16 protein-coding genes are annotated in these 19,087 nt (G+C 64.1%); 8 read left to right on the top strand and 8 right to left on the bottom strand.

What is annotated here, in order from left to right; genetic code table 11:
- Nucleotides 1-132: 132 nt before the first annotated feature.
- A complete protein-coding gene (locus IVB42_RS09475) occupies nt 133-2,172 on the bottom strand; it encodes a HAMP domain-containing methyl-accepting chemotaxis protein (protein ID WP_247338801.1) in 2,040 nt (679 codons plus the stop codon).
- A 356-nt stretch (nt 2,173-2,528) separates the two neighbouring features.
- Here IVB42_RS09475 and IVB42_RS09480 point away from each other — a divergent pair, with 356 nt between their 5' ends.
- From IVB42_RS09480 to IVB42_RS09495, 4 genes are all read left to right on the top strand, one after another.
- Nucleotides 2,529-3,014: a (2Fe-2S)-binding protein gene (locus IVB42_RS09480; protein ID WP_026233199.1), complete on the top strand. Its 486-nt coding sequence runs from the start codon at nt 2,529-2,531 to the stop codon at nt 3,012-3,014.
- Between the two features lie 84 nt (nt 3,015-3,098).
- The gene (locus tag IVB42_RS09485; RefSeq protein WP_247396962.1) at nt 3,099-5,441 is read left to right on the top strand and encodes a xanthine dehydrogenase family protein molybdopterin-binding subunit; all 2,343 of its coding nucleotides are present in this window, start codon (nt 3,099-3,101) and stop codon (nt 5,439-5,441) included.
- A 13-nt stretch (nt 5,442-5,454) separates the two neighbouring features.
- Nucleotides 5,455-6,255 carry a xanthine dehydrogenase family protein subunit M gene (locus tag IVB42_RS09490; RefSeq protein ID WP_018456581.1) on the top strand — a complete coding sequence of 267 codons (801 nt, stop codon included), beginning with the start codon at nt 5,455-5,457 and terminating at the stop codon, nt 6,253-6,255.
- A gap of 209 nt (nt 6,256-6,464) precedes the next feature.
- Nucleotides 6,465-7,577 (top strand): CaiB/BaiF CoA-transferase family protein, encoded by a 1,113-nt coding sequence (locus tag IVB42_RS09495; RefSeq protein ID WP_026233200.1) that lies wholly within the window; start codon nt 6,465-6,467, stop codon nt 7,575-7,577.
- Between the two features lie 205 nt (nt 7,578-7,782).
- Here IVB42_RS09495 and hppD read toward each other — a convergent pair whose 3' ends face one another.
- Nucleotides 7,783-8,898, bottom strand: coding sequence for a 4-hydroxyphenylpyruvate dioxygenase (hppD, locus tag IVB42_RS09500; protein WP_247298118.1), 1,116 nt, complete (start codon nt 8,896-8,898; stop codon nt 7,783-7,785).
- A 121-nt stretch (nt 8,899-9,019) separates the two neighbouring features.
- Here hppD and IVB42_RS09505 point away from each other — a divergent pair, with 121 nt between their 5' ends.
- Entirely contained in the window at nt 9,020-9,499 is a 480-nt protein-coding gene (locus IVB42_RS09505) for an Lrp/AsnC family transcriptional regulator (RefSeq protein WP_018456584.1), read from the top strand.
- 74 nt (nt 9,500-9,573) lie between these two features.
- Nucleotides 9,574-9,885 (top strand): DUF1272 domain-containing protein, encoded by a 312-nt coding sequence (locus IVB42_RS09510; protein ID WP_018456585.1) that lies wholly within the window; start codon nt 9,574-9,576, stop codon nt 9,883-9,885.
- Nucleotides 9,886-10,018: 133 nt separating this feature from the next.
- Here the strand turns inward: IVB42_RS09510 and fahA are convergent, their stop codons facing one another.
- The 5 genes from fahA to IVB42_RS09535 form a co-directional block, all read right to left on the bottom strand.
- Nucleotides 10,019-11,290, bottom strand: a complete 1,272-nt coding sequence (fahA, locus tag IVB42_RS09515) for a fumarylacetoacetase (protein ID WP_026233201.1) — start codon at nt 11,288-11,290, stop codon at nt 10,019-10,021.
- A 174-nt stretch (nt 11,291-11,464) separates the two neighbouring features.
- A complete protein-coding gene (gene hmgA, locus IVB42_RS09520) occupies nt 11,465-12,811 on the bottom strand; it encodes a homogentisate 1,2-dioxygenase (protein WP_018456587.1) in 1,347 nt (448 codons plus the stop codon).
- The gene (locus IVB42_RS09525) at nt 12,808-13,770 is read right to left on the bottom strand and encodes an MBL fold metallo-hydrolase (RefSeq protein ID WP_018456588.1); all 963 of its coding nucleotides are present in this window, start codon (nt 13,768-13,770) and stop codon (nt 12,808-12,810) included. The genes hmgA and IVB42_RS09525 overlap by 4 nt, the downstream gene beginning before the upstream one ends.
- Before the next feature lie 25 nt (nt 13,771-13,795).
- Nucleotides 13,796-14,020, bottom strand: a complete 225-nt coding sequence (locus IVB42_RS09530; protein WP_018456589.1) for a DUF2783 domain-containing protein — start codon at nt 14,018-14,020, stop codon at nt 13,796-13,798.
- Between the two features lie 13 nt (nt 14,021-14,033).
- A complete protein-coding gene (locus IVB42_RS09535) occupies nt 14,034-15,674 on the bottom strand; it encodes an FAD-dependent oxidoreductase (RefSeq protein ID WP_247298120.1) in 1,641 nt (546 codons plus the stop codon).
- Between the two features lie 109 nt (nt 15,675-15,783).
- Between IVB42_RS09535 and IVB42_RS09540 the strand changes: the two genes are divergently transcribed.
- Nucleotides 15,784-16,326 (top strand): MarR family transcriptional regulator, encoded by a 543-nt coding sequence (locus tag IVB42_RS09540; protein ID WP_018456591.1) that lies wholly within the window; start codon nt 15,784-15,786, stop codon nt 16,324-16,326.
- Here the strand turns inward: IVB42_RS09540 and IVB42_RS09545 are convergent, their stop codons facing one another.
- Nucleotides 16,327-17,133, bottom strand: a complete 807-nt coding sequence (locus tag IVB42_RS09545) for an N-acyl homoserine lactonase family protein (protein ID WP_018456592.1) — start codon at nt 17,131-17,133, stop codon at nt 16,327-16,329. It lies immediately after the preceding gene.
- Nucleotides 17,134-17,515: 382 nt separating this feature from the next.
- On the opposite strand from IVB42_RS09545, the gene IVB42_RS09550 reads away from it, so the two are divergent.
- Nucleotides 17,516-19,027, top strand: coding sequence for a caspase family protein (locus IVB42_RS09550; RefSeq protein ID WP_018456593.1), 1,512 nt, complete (start codon nt 17,516-17,518; stop codon nt 19,025-19,027).
- The last annotated feature ends 60 nt before the right edge of the window (nt 19,028-19,087 follow it).

Here is a 19,087-nt window from a genome sequence, read left to right on the forward strand (position 1 = left end):
GTGAGCACGGTAAATGGCAAAGGATAAGCTGCGGTAAATTTGTGGCGCCGCAACCGGCGGTTACGTGACGCAGGGTCTCGTCGTCCTGGCCTCGTGCGCAATCGCGCACGGGGGGCCGGGACGGCTGAGCGCTTACGCCGCCCGGATATTCCCCATGAAGCGGTCGAGCTCGGCGCGCAGACGGGTGCTTTCGGACGACAGCGTCTTGGCCGAATGCAGCACCTCTTCCGAGGCCGAGCCGGTTTCGGCGGCGCCGCGGTTGACCTGGCCGATGTCGGTGGCGGCGGTCTGAGTGCCCTGTGCGACGGTCTGGACGCTGCGCGCGATTTCCTGCGTCGCGGCGCCTTGCTGCTCCACCGCGCTCGCAATCGAGGTCGAGATCGACGAGATCTGGCCGATGGTGGCGCCGATCTCCTTGATCGCCGCAACCGACTCGGCCGTGGCGCCTTGCATGCCCGTGATGTGCGAGGAGATCTCGTCGGTGGCCTTCGCGGTCTGGCTCGCGAGCGACTTCACTTCGCTGGCGACCACTGCAAAGCCGCGGCCGGCTTCGCCGGCGCGTGCCGCCTCGATGGTCGCGTTCAGCGCCAGAAGATTGGTCTGCTCGGCGATCGCCGTGATGAGCTTGACGACTTCGCCGATCTGCTGGGCGGCATGCGAGAGCTTGCCGATGCGATTATCGGTCTCCTTTGCCTGCACCACGGCAGCTTCGGCAATGCGGCTGGAATCGCGGACCTGACGGCCGATCTCCTCGACCGAGGCCGAGAGCTCTTCGGTCGCGGTCGCGACCGACTGCATGTTGCTGGAGGCCTGCTCGGAGACGTCGGCGACCTGGCTCGACAGGCTCTGCGTGGTCTCGGCGGTGCGGGTCAGCGTCGAGGCCGCCGATTCCAGCTGCACGGCGGAAGCCGAGACGTTGGAGACGATGGCACCAACCGCGCTCTCGAAATCATCGGCGAAACGAATCAGCTCGGAACGACGGCTTGCGGCCTGCTCCCTGTTCTGAAGTTCGTTGGCGGCGGCATCGCGCTCGGCCTTGGCCACGGCCTGCACCTTGAATTCTTCGACCGCGCCGGCCATCTCGCCGATCTCGTCCCTGCGGCCGAGGCCCGGCAGCACGACGTCGAAATTGCCCGCGGCAAGCTCGCGCATCGCCTTGCACATCGCGATCATCGGACGCGAAATGCCGGTGCCGAGCAGGAAAGCGAGGACCGCGCCGAGCAGCGTACCGCCGACGGCCAGCATCAGCACCAGTTGCTCGGTCTTCCCGATGGTCGCTTCCGATTCGGACTCCAACCGCTGCTGCTCGGCAACGAGGTCCGCCTTCATGGTGGTGGCACCCTGAAGGATCGCGCTGGCCGAGCCGCTCATCTCGGTGACGAGCTCGTCGATCATCTTGGCGTTGGCGATCAGTTTCTCCAGCGATTCCCGATAGGCACCGAGCAATCCCTTGGCGTCCTTCAGGCCGGCGACGATCTTGTCGTCCATGGAATAGACCGCGTTGAGCGAGTTCTCGACGAATTTCAACCGCGCCAGCGCGCTGGTCGCGATCGCCTGGTCGGACGTCAGCACGAAATTGGTCGCCGCCCCGCTCGCGGTCTGGAATTGGGCGTTGACCTGCTTGGTCCCGAACTCGATCGCCTGCGCCTCGGAATCGGAGGCATTGTTGCCGATGTCGTCGAGCTTGTATTTCAGGAGGTTGGCGTTGCGCATGAGCTGGTTCTGCACCAGCAGCGCGCTGTCACGCTTGGCCTGGAGGACTTTCGCGAAGGTCGCGGAGAAGTTGGAAAACTCCTTGGCGAGCTTGTCCAGACTTTCCTGCCGCGCCGGCTTCTTGGCGCTCTTGACCGCCTGGTCGATGGCGCTCTTCAGGCCGGTCTCCGCGTCCAGCGCCGTCTTGGCGTCGTCCTCCTTGCCGGTGACGACGAAATATCTGACGGCCGAGCGATAGGCGAGCAGCTCCCGGTCGATGTTACGGGCGAGATCGGCCTCGGTGACACTGGTGCGGTAGGACCCGACCCCGGACGAGACCCGCTCGAAGCCAAAATAGGAGAAGGCCATGCTGCCGGCGGAGATCACCAGCACCGCGGCAAAGCCCAGAATGATCTTGGCGCGGAACCTGAGGGTCGGCATTATTGTGCGCTTCGACGACGACGCGATACGCCCGGACATTCCCACCCCCATTTTCATTCAGCCGAGATCCGGTGGCGCCCCGCCCCCTGACCTGGCTGCGCAAAACTAAGGCAGAATCGATAAGGGGCGGTAAATTCGGTGCGTCCGCAGAGCTTCCGGCTCTATCGGCCAAGGCGGACTGCAAAGGCGAGCCGGATAGGGATATAGAGGCTGGCATCCCAGCTGGCGCCCCGGAGCCGCAACCCGATCCGGCCGACTCGCCCCCCAAACCAATGTTGGGCATTCTGGATCAATGACTTTTCCATGACGCGGGCGGCCAAAATCGTAGTTGCAAAGTTCCGGGTCGCTGTCTCTAATTAGAAACAATCAAAATCGATCCCGGGAGGACTTCAACCGTGTCTACAGTCAAACTGACGGTGAACGGCAAGGCCGTTGCTGTCGACGTCGAGGACCGCACGCTGCTGGTTCAGCTGCTGCGCGACCACCTCAACCTCACCGGAACCCATGTCGGCTGCGACACCAGCCAGTGCGGCGCCTGCGTCGTCCATATGGACGGCAAGGCGATCAAATCCTGCACCATGCTGGCAGGACAGGCCGACGGCGCCAGCATCACCACGATCGAAGGCATCGCCAAGGGCGACGAGCTGCACCCGATGCAGGCGGCCTTCCGCGACAATCACGGCCTGCAGTGCGGCTATTGCACGCCGGGCATGATCATGTCGGCGATCGACATCGTGCACCGCTATGGTGGCCAGCTCGACGAGGCCACCGTCCGCCACGAGCTCGAAGGCAATATCTGTCGCTGCACTGGGTACCACAACATCGTCAAAGCCGTGCTGGATGCGGCAGGCCGCATGAAGGTCTCGCAGGCGGCCGAGTAAGCGGCCCGCCTCGAAACAAGAACGATCGCCGCCGCTTTCGAGGGAAAGCGCGGTCAAGACAAATTCCGGTCGGGAGGACCAGACATGGGCGTTGAAGGCATTGGCGCGAGCGTCGTGCGCAAGGAAGACAAGCGTTTCATTACCGGCAAGGGCCGCTACGTCGACGACATCAAATTGCAGGGCATGACCCATGCCCATTTCATCCGCAGCCCGCACGCGCATGCCAAGGTGAAGGGGATCGATCCCGCCGAGGCGCTGAAGATGCCGGGCGTGGTCGCTGTGCTGACCGGTCAGCAAATCGTCGACGACAAGGTCGGCAGCCTGATCTGCGGCTGGGCCATCACCTCCAAGGACGGCAGCCCGATGAAGATGGGCGCATGGCCGGCAATGGCGCCGGAGACGGTGCGCTTCGTCGGTCAGGCCGTCGCAGTCGTGATCGCCGAGACCAAGAATCTCGCACGCGACGCGGCCGAAGCCGTGGTCGTGAACTACGAAGAGCTGCCCGCGGTCGCCGACGTCCACGCCGCGATCAAGTCCGGCGCGCCGCAGCTACATCCCGAAGCTCCAGGCAACCAGGTTTATGACTGGGTGATCGGCGACGAAGGCGCCACCGATGCGGCCTTCGCCAAGGCCGCCAACGTGGTGAAGCTCGACGTCACCAACAACCGTCTCGCGCCGAACGCGATGGAGCCGCGCGCGGCAATTGCCGATTACGATTCGGCGGAAGAGCATTTCACGCTCTACACGACGTCGCAGAATCCGCACGTCGCCCGCCTCGTGCTGTCGGCGTTCTACAACATTGCACCCGAGCACAAGCTGCGCGTGATCGCACCCGACGTCGGCGGCGGCTTCGGCTCCAAGATCTTCATCTATCCCGAAGAGATGGTGGCGCTGTGGGCCTCGAAGAAGGTCGGCCGCCCCGTAAAATGGACCGGCGACCGCACCGAAGCCTTCCTCACCGATGCGCATGGCCGCGACCACGTCACCCATGCCGAGATGGCGTTCGACGCCAACAACAAGATCACCGGGTTGAAGGTGAAGACTTACGCCAATTTCGGCGCCTACATGTCGCTGTTCTCGTCGTCGGTGCCGACCTATCTGTACGCGACGCTGCTGTCGGGCCAGTACAACATCCCGGCGATCCATGCCGAGGTGGTCGGGGTCTACACCAACACCACGCCGGTCGACGCCTATCGCGGCGCCGGCCGCCCCGAGGCGAGCTATCTGATCGAACGTCTGATGGAGACGGCGGCGCGGCAGTTGAAGGTCGATCCGGCCGCGCTGCGCCGGACCAACTTCATCACCCAGTTCCCGCACCAGACGCCGGTGATCATGGCTTATGACACCGGCGACTTTAACGCCTCGCTCGACGCCGCGATGAAGGCGATCGACTATGCCGGCTTTGCCGGGCGCAAGGCCAAGGCGAAGGCCGACGGCAAGCTGCGCGGCATCGGCGTGTCCTGCTACATCGAGGCCTGCGGCATCGCGCCGTCGAAGGCCGTCGGCAGCCTGGGCGCCGGCGTCGGTCTGTGGGAGTCCGCCGAAGTCCGCGTCAACCCGGTCGGCACCATCGAGGTCCTGACGGGATCACACAGCCACGGCCAGGGTCACGAGACCACGTTCTGCCAGCTCGTAGCCGAACGCCTCGGCGTTCCCATCAGTCAGGTCTCGATCGTCCATGGCGACACCGACAAGGTGCAGTTCGGCATGGGCACCTATGGCTCGCGCTCGGCCGCCGTCGGCCTCACCGCGATCCTGAAGGCCATGGAGAAGATGGAATCCAAGGCCAAGAAGATCGCCGCGCATGCGCTGGAAGCCTCGGAAGGCGACATCGTCATCGAGAACGGCGAGTTCAAGGTCGCCGGCACCGACAAGGCGATCGCCTTCCCGATGGTCGCACTCGCGGCCTATACCGCGCACAATCTGCCCGACGGGATGGAGCCGGGCCTGAAGGAAAGCGCCTTCTACGATCCGACCAACTTCACCTTCCCGGCCGGCACATATATCTGCGAGCTCGAGGTCGATCCCGGCACCGGCAAGACCTCCTTCGTCAACTTCGTCGCGGCCGACGATTTCGGCCGTTTGATCAACCCGATGATCGTCGAGGGCCAGGTCCATGGCGGTCTTGTGCAAGGCATCGGACAAGCGTTGCTCGAGCACGCGATCTACGACGCCAACGGGCAGCCGGTCACGGCCTCGTTCATGGACTACGCCATGCCGCGCGCCGACGACGTTCCCTCGTTCAACCTCTCCCACACCACGACGCTGTGCCCGGGCAATCCGCTCGGCATCAAGGGTTGCGGTGAGGCCGGTGCGATCGGGGCGTCAGCGGCCGTGATCAATGCGATCACGGATGCGATCGGCAAGAACAATCTGGAAATGCCCGCAACCCCGGACAGGGTGTGGCGCACGATCCACGCGGCTTAAGGGAGGAACGAAGATGTACCAGACCGTTTATCATCGCGCGTCCTCGGTTGACGAAGCCGTCAGCCTGTTCTCCAAGAGCAGCGAAGCCAAGTTCCTCGCCGGCGGCCAGACGCTGCTGCCGGTGATGAAGCAACGCCTCGCCAGTCCGTCCGACGTCATCGACCTCGGCAAGATCAAGGAGCTGCAGGGCGTCGAGCTCTCGGGCGACGTGCTGACCATCAAGGCCGGCACGACCTATTTCGACATCATGCAGAATGCCGACGTGAAGAAGGCGATTCCCGCAATTGCCTATCTCACTTCGGTGCTCGGCGACCCCGCCGTGCGCTATCGCGGCACGATCGGCGGCTCGATCGCCAACAACGATCCCGCCGCGGATTTTCCCGCCGCACTGCTCGCGCTCGGCGCCACCGTGAAGACCAACAGGCGGTCGATTACGGCGGATGACTTTTTCCAGGGCATGTTCACGACCGCGCTGGAGGAGGGCGAGCTCATCACCGCCGTGTCGTTCCCGGTTCCGGCGAAGGCTGGCTACGAAAAGATGCGCCATCCTGCGTCTCGCTTTGCGCTGACCGGCGTGTTCGTCGCGCAGACGAAGTCGGGCGAGGTTCGGGTGGCCGCCACCGGCGCCTCGCAAAGCGGCGTGATGCGGGTCCCGGCCATCGAAACGGCGCTGAAGGCGAACTGGTCACCGTCGGCGATCGACGGCGTGAGCATTTCGGCGAGCAATCTGCTGGCCGACATCCACGGCACGGCGGAGTACCGCGCCAACCTGATCAAGGTGATGGCGCAGCGCGCGGTGGCTGCCGCTCGCTGACCATCGGGCCTTAGCGCCTCGACGCAATTTTCCACGGCGCGCACTTCGGTGCGCGCCGTTTTATTTTAGCCACGCGACATGAAAACCGCTTGCCTCACTGGCGTGAAGGCGAGAAAAGTTAATCGGCCAATTAACTCGCCCCGCAGAGGAACGCCTTGGCGCTTGCCGACCATCGGCAATATGCGCCTTGGATCCGAGGAAACAAACACGTGCTCGATCAATCAGCCCAAAACTCCTCCGTCCGCACCTCCGGCCCGCTGTCGGGCTTCCGCATCGTTGAATTCGCCGGCATTGGACCGGGCCCGTTTGCCTGCATGATGCTGGCCGACATGGGCGCCGAAATCGTCACGCTCGATCGGGTCGGCGCCAGGAAGAACATGAAGTCGGTCGCAGGCCGCGGCCGCAAGGTGGTCGAGCTCGACCTCAAGGACCAGGCGGCGATCGCGGAGGTACTCGATCTGCTTGCGAATGCCGACGCGCTGGTCGAGGGTTTCCGTCCCGGCGTGATGGAGCGGCTCGGTCTCGGGCCTGACGTGGTGCTCGCGCGCAATCCAAAGCTGGTCTACGGCCGCATGACCGGCTGGGGCCAGCAAGGCCCGCTCGCCAATGCCGCCGGCCACGACATCAACTACATCTCCATCACCGGCGCGCTCGCCGCGATCGGCACGAAGGAAGCGCCGGTGCCGCCGCTCAACCTGGTCGGCGATTTCGGCGGCGGCGCGCTCTATCTCGTGGTCGGCGTGCTCGCGGCGCTGCTGGAGGCCTCGCGGTCAGGCAAGGGCCAGGTCGTCGATGCCGCGATGTGCGACGGCGCGGCATCGCTGATGTCGTTCTTCTTCGACATGACCACGCTCGGCCGCTGGACCGAAGGCCGCAACGAGAACTTTCTCGACGGCGGCGCACATTTCTACGGCGTCTACGAATGCGCCTGCGGCCATTTCGTCTCGATCGGCTCGATCGAGCCGCAATTCTACGCGCTGCTGCGCGAGCACGCCGGCCTGACCGACCCCGATTTCGATGCGCAGATGGACCGCAAGGCTTGGCCCGCGCTGAAGGAAAAACTGAAGACGGTGTTCAAGAGCAAGACGCGCGAGGACTGGTGCAAGATTATGGAAGGCACCGACATCTGCTTCGCGCCGGTGCTGACCATGTCGGAAGCGACCGAGCATCCGCACATGGTCGCCCGCAACGTCTTCGTCGAGCGCCACGGCGTGAAGCAGCCGGCGCCGGCGCCGCGCTTTTCGCGGACTCCATCGGCGGTGCGCGAGCCGGAAGTGGCGGAGATCGGCGCGGTGACCAAAGCCTGGAAGGCGGAGCGTTAAGTCCTCCGCTGTCGCATCACACTCCGGGTCGTCCTGGCCTAGTGCGCAATTGCGCACGGGGGCCAAGACCCATAGCCACCAACGCGGTTTGACGAAGACTCGGAGTTACCAGTTCGCCCAATGACCGCTCCCTGGGGTAATTGGTCCTGGCTTTCGCCAGGACGACGGCGGCACTTAATGCCACCGCGTTCCAGACAACGGCCGCCTACGCCGCATCCACCTTCAGCACCCCGCGCCGGATCTGGTCCTCCTCGATCGATTCGAACAGCGCCTTGAAATTGCCTTCGCCGAAACCGTCGTCGCCCTTGCGCTGGATGAACTCGAAGAAGATCGGGCCGATCGCGTTGGCCGAGAAGATCTGCAGCAGCACCTTGGTCTGGCCGCCGTCGACCACGCCTTCGCCGTCGATCAGGATGCCGTTCTTCTGCAGCCGCGCGATGTCCTCGCCATGCTTCGGCAACCGCGCGTCGATCCGCTCGAAATAGGTCGCGGGCGGCGCTGGCATGAAGGGCAGACCGGCCTCGCGCAAGTCCTCGATGGTGCGGTAGATGTCGCGGCAGCCGCAGGCGATGTGCTGGATGCCCTCGCCGCGATAGATATTGAGATATTCCTCGATCTGCCCGGAATCGCCGGCGTCCTCGTTGATCGGAATCCGGATCTTGCCGTCGGGGCTGGTCAGCGCGCGCGAGAACAGGCCCGAGGCGCGGCCCTCGATGTCGAAGAAGCGGATCTGGCGGAAATTGAAGAGCTTCTCGTAGAAGCCCGTCCACACGTCCATGCGGCCGCGGTGGACGTTGTGGGTGAGGTGATCGAGATAGAACAGGCCGGCGCCGGCAGGACGCGGATCGCGCGCACCCAGCCATTCGAACTCGCTGTCATAGGCCGATCCCTTGGCGCCATAGCGATCAGCGAAATAGAGCAGGCTGCCGCCGATGCCCTTGATCGCGGGGACGTCGAGCGTCTTCTGCGCGGAGGACGCATCGGCAGGTTCGGCACCGAGCGAAATCGCGCGGTCATAGGCCTTCTTCGCATCGACGACGCGAAACGCCATCGACGGCGCACAGCGGCCGTGCGCGGCGACGAAATCGTGACCCTGGGTGCCGGGCTCCTCGTTGACGAGGTAATTGATGTCGCCCTGGCGATAAACCGTGATCTTCTTCGTTCTGTGCCGCGCGACGGGCACATAGCCCATCAGCTTGAACAAGGCGTGCAGCTCTTGCGGATTGGGATGCGCATATTCGACGAACTCGAACCCGTCGGTGCCCATCGGATTCTCGGCGCTGATCGTGGCCGGCGGTGCATCGTGCGGAAACGGACCCATGGTGTTCTCCCAAATTGCTGCTGAGAGGAACTATCCTTCATGGGACGCGCAAGGGGCGTGCAAATGAGACGGCTTTTGATTAACATATGCACAGTTTGTGCATGAAGTGGGTGAAACGCGCATGACTTTGGTGGATGCCTTCGACCTCAAGATCCTGGGCGCGCTCCAGGACGACGGCCGTCTCACCAACCAGGAGCTCGCCGACCTCGCCGGGCTCTCGGCCTCGCAATGCTCGCGGCGACGGATGCGGCTGGAAGAGGAGAAGGTCATTGCGGGCTATCATGCCGATCTCTCCAGCGAGGCGCTCGGCTTCGGCGTGGTCGCCTTCATCCAGGTGACGCTGGCGACCCACTCGCCGGACAATTCCAAGCGGTTTCGGACTCTGGTCAACCGCATCGACGAGATCCAGGAGGCCTACTCGCTGACAGGCGACGCCGACTACGTGCTCAAGGCCGTGCTGCACGACCTCAAGGGCCTCTCCAACCTCGTCAACGACGTGCTGATGCCGCACCAGAGCGTCGCGCATGTGCGCTCCTCGATCGTGCTCGACAGGCTGAAGGAAAGCACGCGTCTGCCGCTGAAGGAAATCAAGCCCGGCTGAAATCGAGGGAAATCCGGCATTCGCGCTGCGCGCGCGATCTGCGATGATCCCGGCCAATCTGCGGAGATTGAGCCATGGCCCTCCAGCTTCGACCGAACTGCGAATATTGCGACCGCGATCTGCCCCCGAACGCAACCGATGCGCGGATCTGTTCCTATGAATGCACGTTCTGTGCGGACTGCGTGGAGACGAAACTCTCCAACGTCTGCCCGAACTGCGGCGGCGGTTTTGCGCCGCGCCCGATCAGGCCCACGCAGGAATGGCGACCGGGCGTGTGCACGACCAACCAGGCGCCGTCGGACAAGCGGGTGCATCTGAAGTACAGTCTGGAGGACGTCGCGACGCATTGCGCGCGGTTACGTGAGGTGCCGCCGGAGAAGCGGTAGACTCTCACCATGTCATTGCGAGGAGCCCTTGCGACGAAGCAATCCAGACTGCCACTGCGGAAAGACTCTGGATTGCTTCGCTACGCTCGCAATGACGGAGAATGTGGATAGAGGTCGCATCGCTTCCCAGCAATCACTCCGCCGGCAAAATCGTCCCCTCGACCTCGCCAAAACCAACGCGATAGCCTTCGCCCTGGCACCAGCCGCGCATGACGAGGCTGTCGCCGTCTTCCAGGAACGACCGCTTGGCGCCGCCGGGCAATTCGATCGGCTCGGTGCCGTTCCAGCTGATCTCCAGCAGGCTGCCGCGCTGGTTCTTCTCCGGACCGGAAATGGTGCCGCTGCCGAGGAGATCGCCGACATTCATGGCGCAGCCGGAGGAGGCGTGGTGCATCAGCTGCTGCACCGACGACCAGTACATGTATTTGAAATTGGTGCGGCTGATGCCGGCGGGCGCGTTGGCTCCGGCGGCGCGCAAGGAGACGTCGAGTTCGAGATCGTAGTTCTGCGGCTTGCCCTGCTTGAGGTAGTCGAGCGGCACCGGCTCCTGCTGCGGCCCGTTGAGGCGGAATGGCTCCAGCGCCTCGCGCGTCACCACCCACGGACTGATCGAGGTCGCGAACGCCTTGGCGAGGAACGGCCCGAGCGGCACATATTCCCATTGCTGGATATCGCGCGCGCTCCAGTCGTTGAGCAGCACGAAGCCGAAGATCATCTCCTCGGCTTGCGGCTCCGTGAGCATGCCGCCCATTGGCGACGGCTGGCCGACCACCACGCCCATCTCCAGCTCGAAATCGAGCCGCTTGCACGGTCCGAAGCTCGGCGCCTCCACATTCGGCGGCTTGAGCTGCCCGCGCGGGCGCTTCACCTTCGTGCCGGAGACCACGACAGTCGAGGCACGGCCGTTGTAAGCGATCGGCATATGCAGCCAATTCGGCTGCAGTGCATTGTCCTTGCCACGGAACATGACGCCGACATTGGTGGCGTGTTCTTTCGACGAATAGAAATCGGTGTAGCCGGAGACCGCAAACGGCAGATGCAATCTTGCGTCGCGTATCGGCACCAAGGCCTGCTTGCGCAACTCCTCGTTGTCGCGCAGCTCGGGATGATCGGCGCGCAGGAGTTCGCTGATCCGCGCCCGCGTCTTCGTCCAGACCTTTGGCCCCAAGGCCATGAAAGCATTGAGCGACGGCGTCGAGAACACGCCGAGCGGCCCCACGTCGAGCCGCGAGTCCTGCTCAAGCTCCCAGAGATCGAGCACATAGTCGCCGATCGCCACGCCGACGCGCGGCGTCGGATTGGCCGCGGTCGAGAACACACCATAAGGCAGGTTCTGGATCGGAAAATCGGAGGCGGGATCGACGCCGATGAAGGAGCGGAGGCTGGGGTCGTTGGGATGGGGCATCACTTGGCTCGGTCTTTCCCTTCTCCCCTTGTGGGAGAAGGTGGCGCGAAGCGCCGGATGAGGGGTATCTGTCCGCGAGTCCGAAGGAGAGGTTCACGCGCGGATAGAACCCCTCACCCGTCTCGCCGCTATGCGGCGAGCCACCCTCTCCCACAAGGGGAGAGGGTAAGAAGCTTACGGCTTGCTCGGATCGAACCGCTTCGCGAGGCCCTTCCAGCAATCCGCGTAGTCATGCTGCAACGTCGCGGAATTCGCGGCGTGCGCGGTGACGCGCTGCGCGTAGCGGGTCTCGAACATGAAGGCCATGGTGCCGGTCAGCTTGACCGGCTTCAGCTCGCCGTTGCTGGCGTGCTCGAAGGCATCGCGATCGGGGCCGTGCGGCAGCATGCAATTGTGCAAACTCATGCCGCCCGGCACAAAACCTTGCGGCTTGGCGTCGTACACGCCGTAGATCAGGCCCATGAACTCGCTCATGATGTTCATGTGATACCACGGCGGGCGGAAGGTGTTGTCGGCGACCATCCAGCGCTCGGGGAAGATCACGAAGTCGATATTCGCCGTGCCCGCGGTCTCCGACGGCGAGGTCAGCACGGTGAAGATCGAGGGATCGGGATGATCGAAGCCGATCGCGCCGACCGGCGAGAAGGTGCGCAGATCATATTTATACGGCGCATAATTGCCGTGCCAGGCGACGACGTCGATCGGCGAGTGGGGCAACTGCGTCCTGAACAACGATCCGCCCCATTTCACGTAAAGCTCGGTCGGTGTGTCCTTGTCCTCGTAGTGCGCGACCGGCGTCAGGAAGTCGCGGGCATTGGCGAGGCAGTTGGCGCCGATCGGTCCGCGCTCCGGCAGCGTGAAGGCGCCGCCGTAGTTTTCGCAGAGATAGCCACGCGCCGGTCCGCTCGGAATCTCCACCCGGAACTTGACGCCGCGCGGGATCACCACGATCTCGCCGGGCTCGGCGTCGATGCGGCCGAACTCCGTGACGATGCGAAGATTGCCCTGCTGCAGCACGAACATCAGCTCGCCGTCGGCATTGTAGAAGTGCTGGTCCACCATCGATTTGGTGATGAGATAGACGTGGGCGGCCATGCCGGCCTGGGTGTTGACGTCACCGGCGGTGGTCATGGTCTGCACGCCCTGAAGGAAGGTCATGTCCTCCTTCGGGATCGGCGCCGGATCCCAGCGCAATTGCGCGATCGGCAGGTCGTTTTCGTGGCACGGTGCCGAACGCCACAGGCCGCCGTCGACCTTCTCGAAACGACCCGAGTGTTTCACCGACGGGCGAATGCGATAGAGCCATGAGCGCTCGTTGCTGCCGCGCGGCGCCGTGAAGGGCGAGCCGGAGAGCTGCTCGGCATAGAGGCCGTAGGCACAGCGCTGCGGCGAGTTGCGTCCGATCGGCAGCGCGCCCGGCAGCGCTTCGGTCTCGAAACTGTTGCCGAAGCCGGACATGTAGCCCGGCGTGACCTGGGCCGTGCTGCGAATGATCTGATCGGGCGAGGTGTTGATGTTCATGATGATCCTCCTCCTTGCAGGGCGGCCCACATCTCCTGGTCGCGCTTGTCGGTCCAGATCACGGGGTCGTCGATCCCCGACGCCTCGTCATAGGCGCGAGATACGTTGAACGGCAGACAGTGCTCGTAGATGGCGAAGCTCGAAAATTTCGGATCCATGACCTCGCGCGTCGCGGCCATCGATTCCTTCAGCGTGCGGCCCTTGGCGACCGAGATTTCGGCGGCGCCGTAGAGCGAGGTGACGAAGTCGCGCGTCATCGCGATGGCTTCGCGCACCGTGGCGACACCCTTCAACGCATCGCCGCGGCCCGGCGCGATCGCCTTGGGATTGAAGTTGCGGATCTCGTTCAGCGTCAGCGGCCATTCGCGCAGGTGTGCGTCGCCACAATAGCAGGCCGAGTGGTATTCGATCAGGTCACCGGAGAACATCACCTCGGCATCCGGCACCCAGGCGACGATGTCGCCCGAGGTATGGCCGGCGCCAAGCTGCATCAGGCGTACCTCGCGCTTGCCGAGATAGATCGACATCTCGCCTTCGAAGGTCAGCGTCGGCCAGGTCAGGCCGGGTATGCTCGATGCGTCCTGAAACAGGCGCGGGAAGCGGCCGTACTCGGAATCCCAATCCTGCTGGCCACGCTCCTCGATGAGGCGATAGGTCTCCTGCGAGGCGACGATGCCCTGCGCCTTGTAGGCGGAGGCGCCGAGCACGCGCACGGCGTGATAATGCGACAGCACGACATATTTGATCGGTTTGTCGGTGACGGCACGGACGCGCTCGATCACCTTGTTGGCCATCGCCGGCGTCGATTGCGCGTCGAACACCAGGCAGCCGTCGTCGCCGACGATGATCGCGGTGTTCGGATCGCCCTCCGCGGTGAAGGCGTAGAGATCGGTGCCAATCTCGGAGAAGGTGATCTTCTTCTCGGACAGGTCGCCGGTGGATGCGAAGTTCTTCGCCATCAATTCATCCTTCAAGTCTTTGGGGCTATTGTTGTTGCTGTTGCTGCTGCTGGCCGTCGATCATGCGCCGCTTGGCGAGGAGAATCGCCTCCCGCAGCACGACGATATCGCCGATATGGTTGGCGAGGATCAGCACCAGCGCCGCGTCGAAGTCCGCGCTCTGCTCGTCGGTGAAGCCACGATGCGCCTCCACAATGGCGCGAAAGGCGTCGTCGGGTCGCGCGAAGTTGGAGCTGGTGGAGAGCGGCATGCGAATCCTCAATTCAAGCAAATTCTTGATTCAAGCCCTGCGCCCGTGACAGCGCTGCCGCGACGCCAGCGCGCGTGGGGTGGCGGAAGCGCGCCGCAACGTAACCGTCCGGCCTTAATAGGTAGGCTGAGCCTGGTTCCGCATCATAGCGCTTTGCAGTGAGCCCTGCCGGATCTGCGAGCCCGTCCTCACCGCCGATGCAGATGTCCTTCACACCAACAGGCGCATCGATCGCCGCGCCGTTGCCGAACGACAGCAAGGTGAAGTCTGTTCCACCCTTGCGGAATGCATCCGTCAAATAGGCTTGCTCGCCCGCGCGCGTCGTAACGGGAGCATCGAGCATCGAACAACCCGGGAGCGGGCCACCGCGCCACGCATCCGCATCCGGCGATGACAGCGGCGAGTCATAGCTGCACGGCACCGAGAGCCGCCCGCCATTGACCATGCGCTTGCCGAATTCCGTTTCCTTGGCCAGCGACAGCACCGCCTTGCGCAGCCGCGCTTCCTGATGCGAGTTCGGCGCCATGAAATCGGTCGAGCGGGTGGATTCGCGGATGTTCTCGTCGGCCGCCAGACTGCGCTCGACGTGATAGCTCTCGAGCAGGCTCGCGGGTGAGGCGCCGCGCAGCACGCGGTCGAGCTTCCAGGAGAGATTCTCGGCGTCCTCGAGTCCCGAATTGGCGCCGCGCGCGCCGAAGGGCGAGACCTGGTGCGCGGAATCGCCTGCAAAGATCACGCGGCCATGGACGAAGCGATCCATCCGCCGGCACTGGAATTTGTAAAGCGAGATCCACTCGAACTCGAACTTGTCGTGGCCGAGCATGCGCGCAATCCGCGGCCGCACGTTCTCGGGCTTCTTCTCGACGACGGGGTCGGCATAGCGATTGAGCTGAAGGTCGATGCGCCAGACATCGTCGGGCTGTCGGTGCAGCAGCGCCGAACGTCCCGCATGAAACGGCGGATCGAACCAGAACCAGCGCTCGGTCGGGAATTCCGCGGTCATCTTGACATCGGCGATCAGGAACTGGTCCTCGAACACCTGTCCGGCGAAGTCGGCGCCCACCATCTGCCGCAGCGACGAGCGCGCGCCGTCGCAGGCGACGACATATTGCGCGTGCAGGCGATAGGCGCCCTCCGGCGTCTCGATCGTCAGCGCGACGGAAGCGTTGCGGCTCTCCAGCGCCGTCACCTTGTTGCGCCAGCGCAGATTGATCTCGGGCAGCTCGCTGATGCGGTCGACCAGATAGGCTTCGGCGTAATATTGCTGGAGATTGATGAAGGCCGGCCGCTTGTGACCGTCCTCCGGCAGTAGATTGAACTGGTAGAGCTGCTGCTCGCCGTGGAAGATGCGGCCGACGCTCCAGACCACGCCCTTGTCGACCATGCGGTCGCCGACGCCGAGCCGGTCCCAATATTCCAGCGAGCGTTTCGAGAAGCAGATCGCGCGGGAGCCCTCTCCGATGCGGTCGGCGTCATCCAGAAGAACGACGCGCTGGCCGCGTTGGGCAAGGTCGATCGCAAGCGACAGCCCGACCGGGCCAGCGCCCACGATCACCACGGGATGCTCGGCCGAGCTCTGGCCGGGACGATCCTGATCGGGGTGGCGGCGATAGCCGAACTGGGTTTTGGCCTGATGCGTATTGGCCTTCGCCATGCGCTAACCTCGGCTCTGGTCAGGAGAGGCCTGATCTGCTAATAGTCTCACGTGCAACTATTTTGGACCGGAGCCGGCCGGCCGTCAACTGGAATTCGGAGCGCTCTCCTTGGCGAGGACATCCAGCGACATCGCGCTGAAGACACGCGAGGCCGATGAGGCTTCACCGCGGCCAAAAACACGGCTCGACCTGTTCAGGTTCGTGCCGTTCCGCCTCAACCGGCTCGCCGCGGAGGTGAGTTCCGCACTCGCCGTCGAATATCAGGAGCGTCACGGCCTCGACATCCCCGCCTGGCGCGTGATCGCGACGCTCGGCTTCCGCAACGATGCCTGCAGCGCGCAGTACGTCGCGCAATGCACCCGCACGCACAAATCCACGATCAGCCGCGCGGTGACCATGTTGCTGCATCAGGGTTTGATCGAGCGCGTCGAGAACGAAGCCGACCGCCGCGAATTCCGTCTGCGACTGACCAGGAAAGGCCGCACGCTCTACGAGGAGCTGTTTCCGCAATTGCTGCGGCGGGAAGACGAGATCCTCGCCTGCCTCACCGCGCAGGAGCGCAAACAGCTATCGACGCTGCTCGGCAAGATCGAACAGAGCCTCGATTTGATCCAGACCAGCGAAGAGGCCGACGCCAAGCAGGCGTATTGATCACTTCGCAAATGATCGCGACGGCGGCAAATGCAGCGCCCAGACATCGACCTTGTCGCTGGCGCGCGGATAGATCTCCGTCACGATCGGATCATGGCCGGGAATGAACCGGTCAGGATGGCCGGCGAGGCGCTCGATGGTCTCCCAGCCAACCGCCATGTCGCCGACATTGTAGACGATCGGGAATGGGCTTCTGCGCTGGAGATTGGCGTAATAATGCGCGGCATCGGACGCCAGCACCACCGGTCCGCGCGCGGTCTCGACTCTGACCACCTGCAAGCCGTCGGAATGGCCGCCGACGCGGTGCAAGGTGACGCCGGGCGCGACCTCGCCGTCGCCGGAATAGAAATTGACGCGCTCGCCATAGACATGGCGGACCATCTGGGTGACGTGCTCGACCGAGAACGGATGTCGCAGCAGTCCGTTGCACATGCAGCGCCCCGTCGCGTAGGCCATCTCGCGCTCCTGGAGATGGAAGCGGGCGTTCGGGAAGCGGTCGAGATTGCCGGCATGGTCGTAATGCAGATGCGTCACGATGATGTCGCGAATGCTCGCTGCCGCGACACCAAAGCGCTCCAGCGCGTCGACCGGATTGAGCGTCAGCTTGCGCGCCCGCGCGGACGCTTCCTCGGCATTGAAGCCGGTATCGACCAGGATGTCGCGGCCGTTGCCGCGGATCAGCCAGACGAAATAGTCGAGATCCTGCGCCGCGCTGTCATGCGGGTCGGGCGCGAGGAAGTTCATGTGGGGCGTGCGCGGCGACATCGTCGCGTAGCGCAGTGCGTAGATTTCGGAGGCGTTTCCCATAGTTTGATCTTGCTCTTTTTGTGGATGCACCTTCAGGGGCGATCGACCGCACCAAGCCATCGTCCACCGCAAAGGTCAAACACCGCAGGTTGAAGGAGGCCCGTCCGCAATGTGAGACCAATCACATTGTTGTCGCCATGGCTGCCCTAATTTGCAGCCGCAATGACAACCAGCATGACAACCAGAATGCATCGCGTGCAATCATGACCGCCCGTTTATTCCCCCGCAACATGCCCATGCGTCGCGGTCAATTGTCGCGATAGCGCCGAATCCGCAAGCGGTTGACGCCCCCCTCCCCCGGTTTGATAATGCACATTGCGTAAGTTAAGGTCGCCGCGGCGCAAGCTGGAAACGGCGCCTTTTTGGCTGGATCGCGCTAATTATGAAAATTCGCCTGCTTTTCGTTCTATCCTTGCTCGTGTCGCTCATCCCGACCGCTCCGTCACTTGCGGCCGGCGATCGCTTTGCGCTGGTCATCGGCAATGCCAAATATCCGGACGCCGACGCTCCCCTGAAGGAACCGCTCAACGACGCGCGCGACGTCGCCGACGAGCTCAAGCGCGACGGCTTTTCCGTCGAGATCGGTGAGAACCTGACCGGCGACGGCATGCGCCGCGCCTTCGACAAGCTCTACGGCAAGATCAAGCCGGGGTCGGTGGCACTGGTGTTCTTCAGCGGCTTCGGCATCCAGTCCGCGCGGCAGAGCTATTTGCTGCCGATCGATGCGCAGATCTGGACCGAATCCGACGTGCGGCGCGACGGCATCAGCCTCGAAACCGTGCTCGGCGAGCTCAACACCCGCGGCGCCGGCGTCAAGATCGCGCTGGTCGATGCCTCCAGGCGCAACCCGTTCGAGCGCCGGTTCCGCAGCTTCTCGGCCGGCCTCACGCCCGTCATCGCGCCGAACGGCACGCTGGTGATGTATTCGGCGGCACTGGCCTCGGTGGTCTCGGACGCCGGCGGCGAGCACAGCCTGTTCGTCCAGGAACTCCTCAAGGAAATCCGCGTCCCCGACCTGATGGCCGAGGAGACGCTGAACCGCACCAAGATGGGCGTCACCCGCGCCTCCCGGGGCGAGCAGGTGCCGTGGATATCCTCGTCGCTGGCCGAGGATTTCTCCTTCATTCCAGGGGCCGGCGGGTCGCGCCCGACCACCACGCCGCCACCTGCGCCTCCCCCGCCGCCGGTCGTCGCCAACAACCCGCCGCCGACTCCACCCGCACCTTCACCGCCTCCGCCGCCGAAACCGGCCGAGACGGTGGCTGCGCCCGCTCCGTCACCGAAGCCGCAGGTCGAGGCTGCCTTGCCGCCGGCACCGCCGCCGCCTCCGCCTGTGATTCCGGCCGATCCCGCCACCGCTCCGACCATGGAGAGCGGGCCGAGTGCGGCCGCCCTGGCCGAGGACCCCACCATCAAGGGGCTGACCGCCAAGATCGCGGCCAATCCGGATGACGTGAACGCGCTTTACCGGCGCGGTCAGGTCTATGCCAGCAAGGGCGCCTACAGCCTGGCCATCAAGGATTTTGACGAGACGCTCCGGATCAACCCGAAGGACGTCGAGGCGCTGAACAATCGCTGCTGGACCCGCACCGTGGTCGGCGACCTCCAGGGCGCGCTGAAGGATTGCAACGAGGCCCTGCGGCTGCGACCGAACTTCGTCGACGCGCTGGACAGCCGGGGGCTCGTCAATCTGAAATCGGGGGCGGTCAAGAACGCCATCGCCGATTTCGAGGCCGCCCTGAGGATCAATCCGCGCTTGACCTCCTCGCTGTTCGGACGCGGGATCGCCAAGCAGCGCAACGGCTCGGCCCAAGAGGGCGCGCTCGACATCGCCAATGCCAAGGCGATGGACCCGAACATTGTTCAGGAATTCGCAAGCTACGGAGTGCGTTGATATTTTTTTGAATCGGGGCCGATGTGCCTCGAACCCGCGACGGCCCGGCGAAGACTAATC

Source organism: Bradyrhizobium sp. 45, from assembly GCF_023073155.1.
GTDB classification, from domain to species: Bacteria; Pseudomonadota; Alphaproteobacteria; order Rhizobiales; family Xanthobacteraceae; genus Bradyrhizobium; species Bradyrhizobium canariense_D.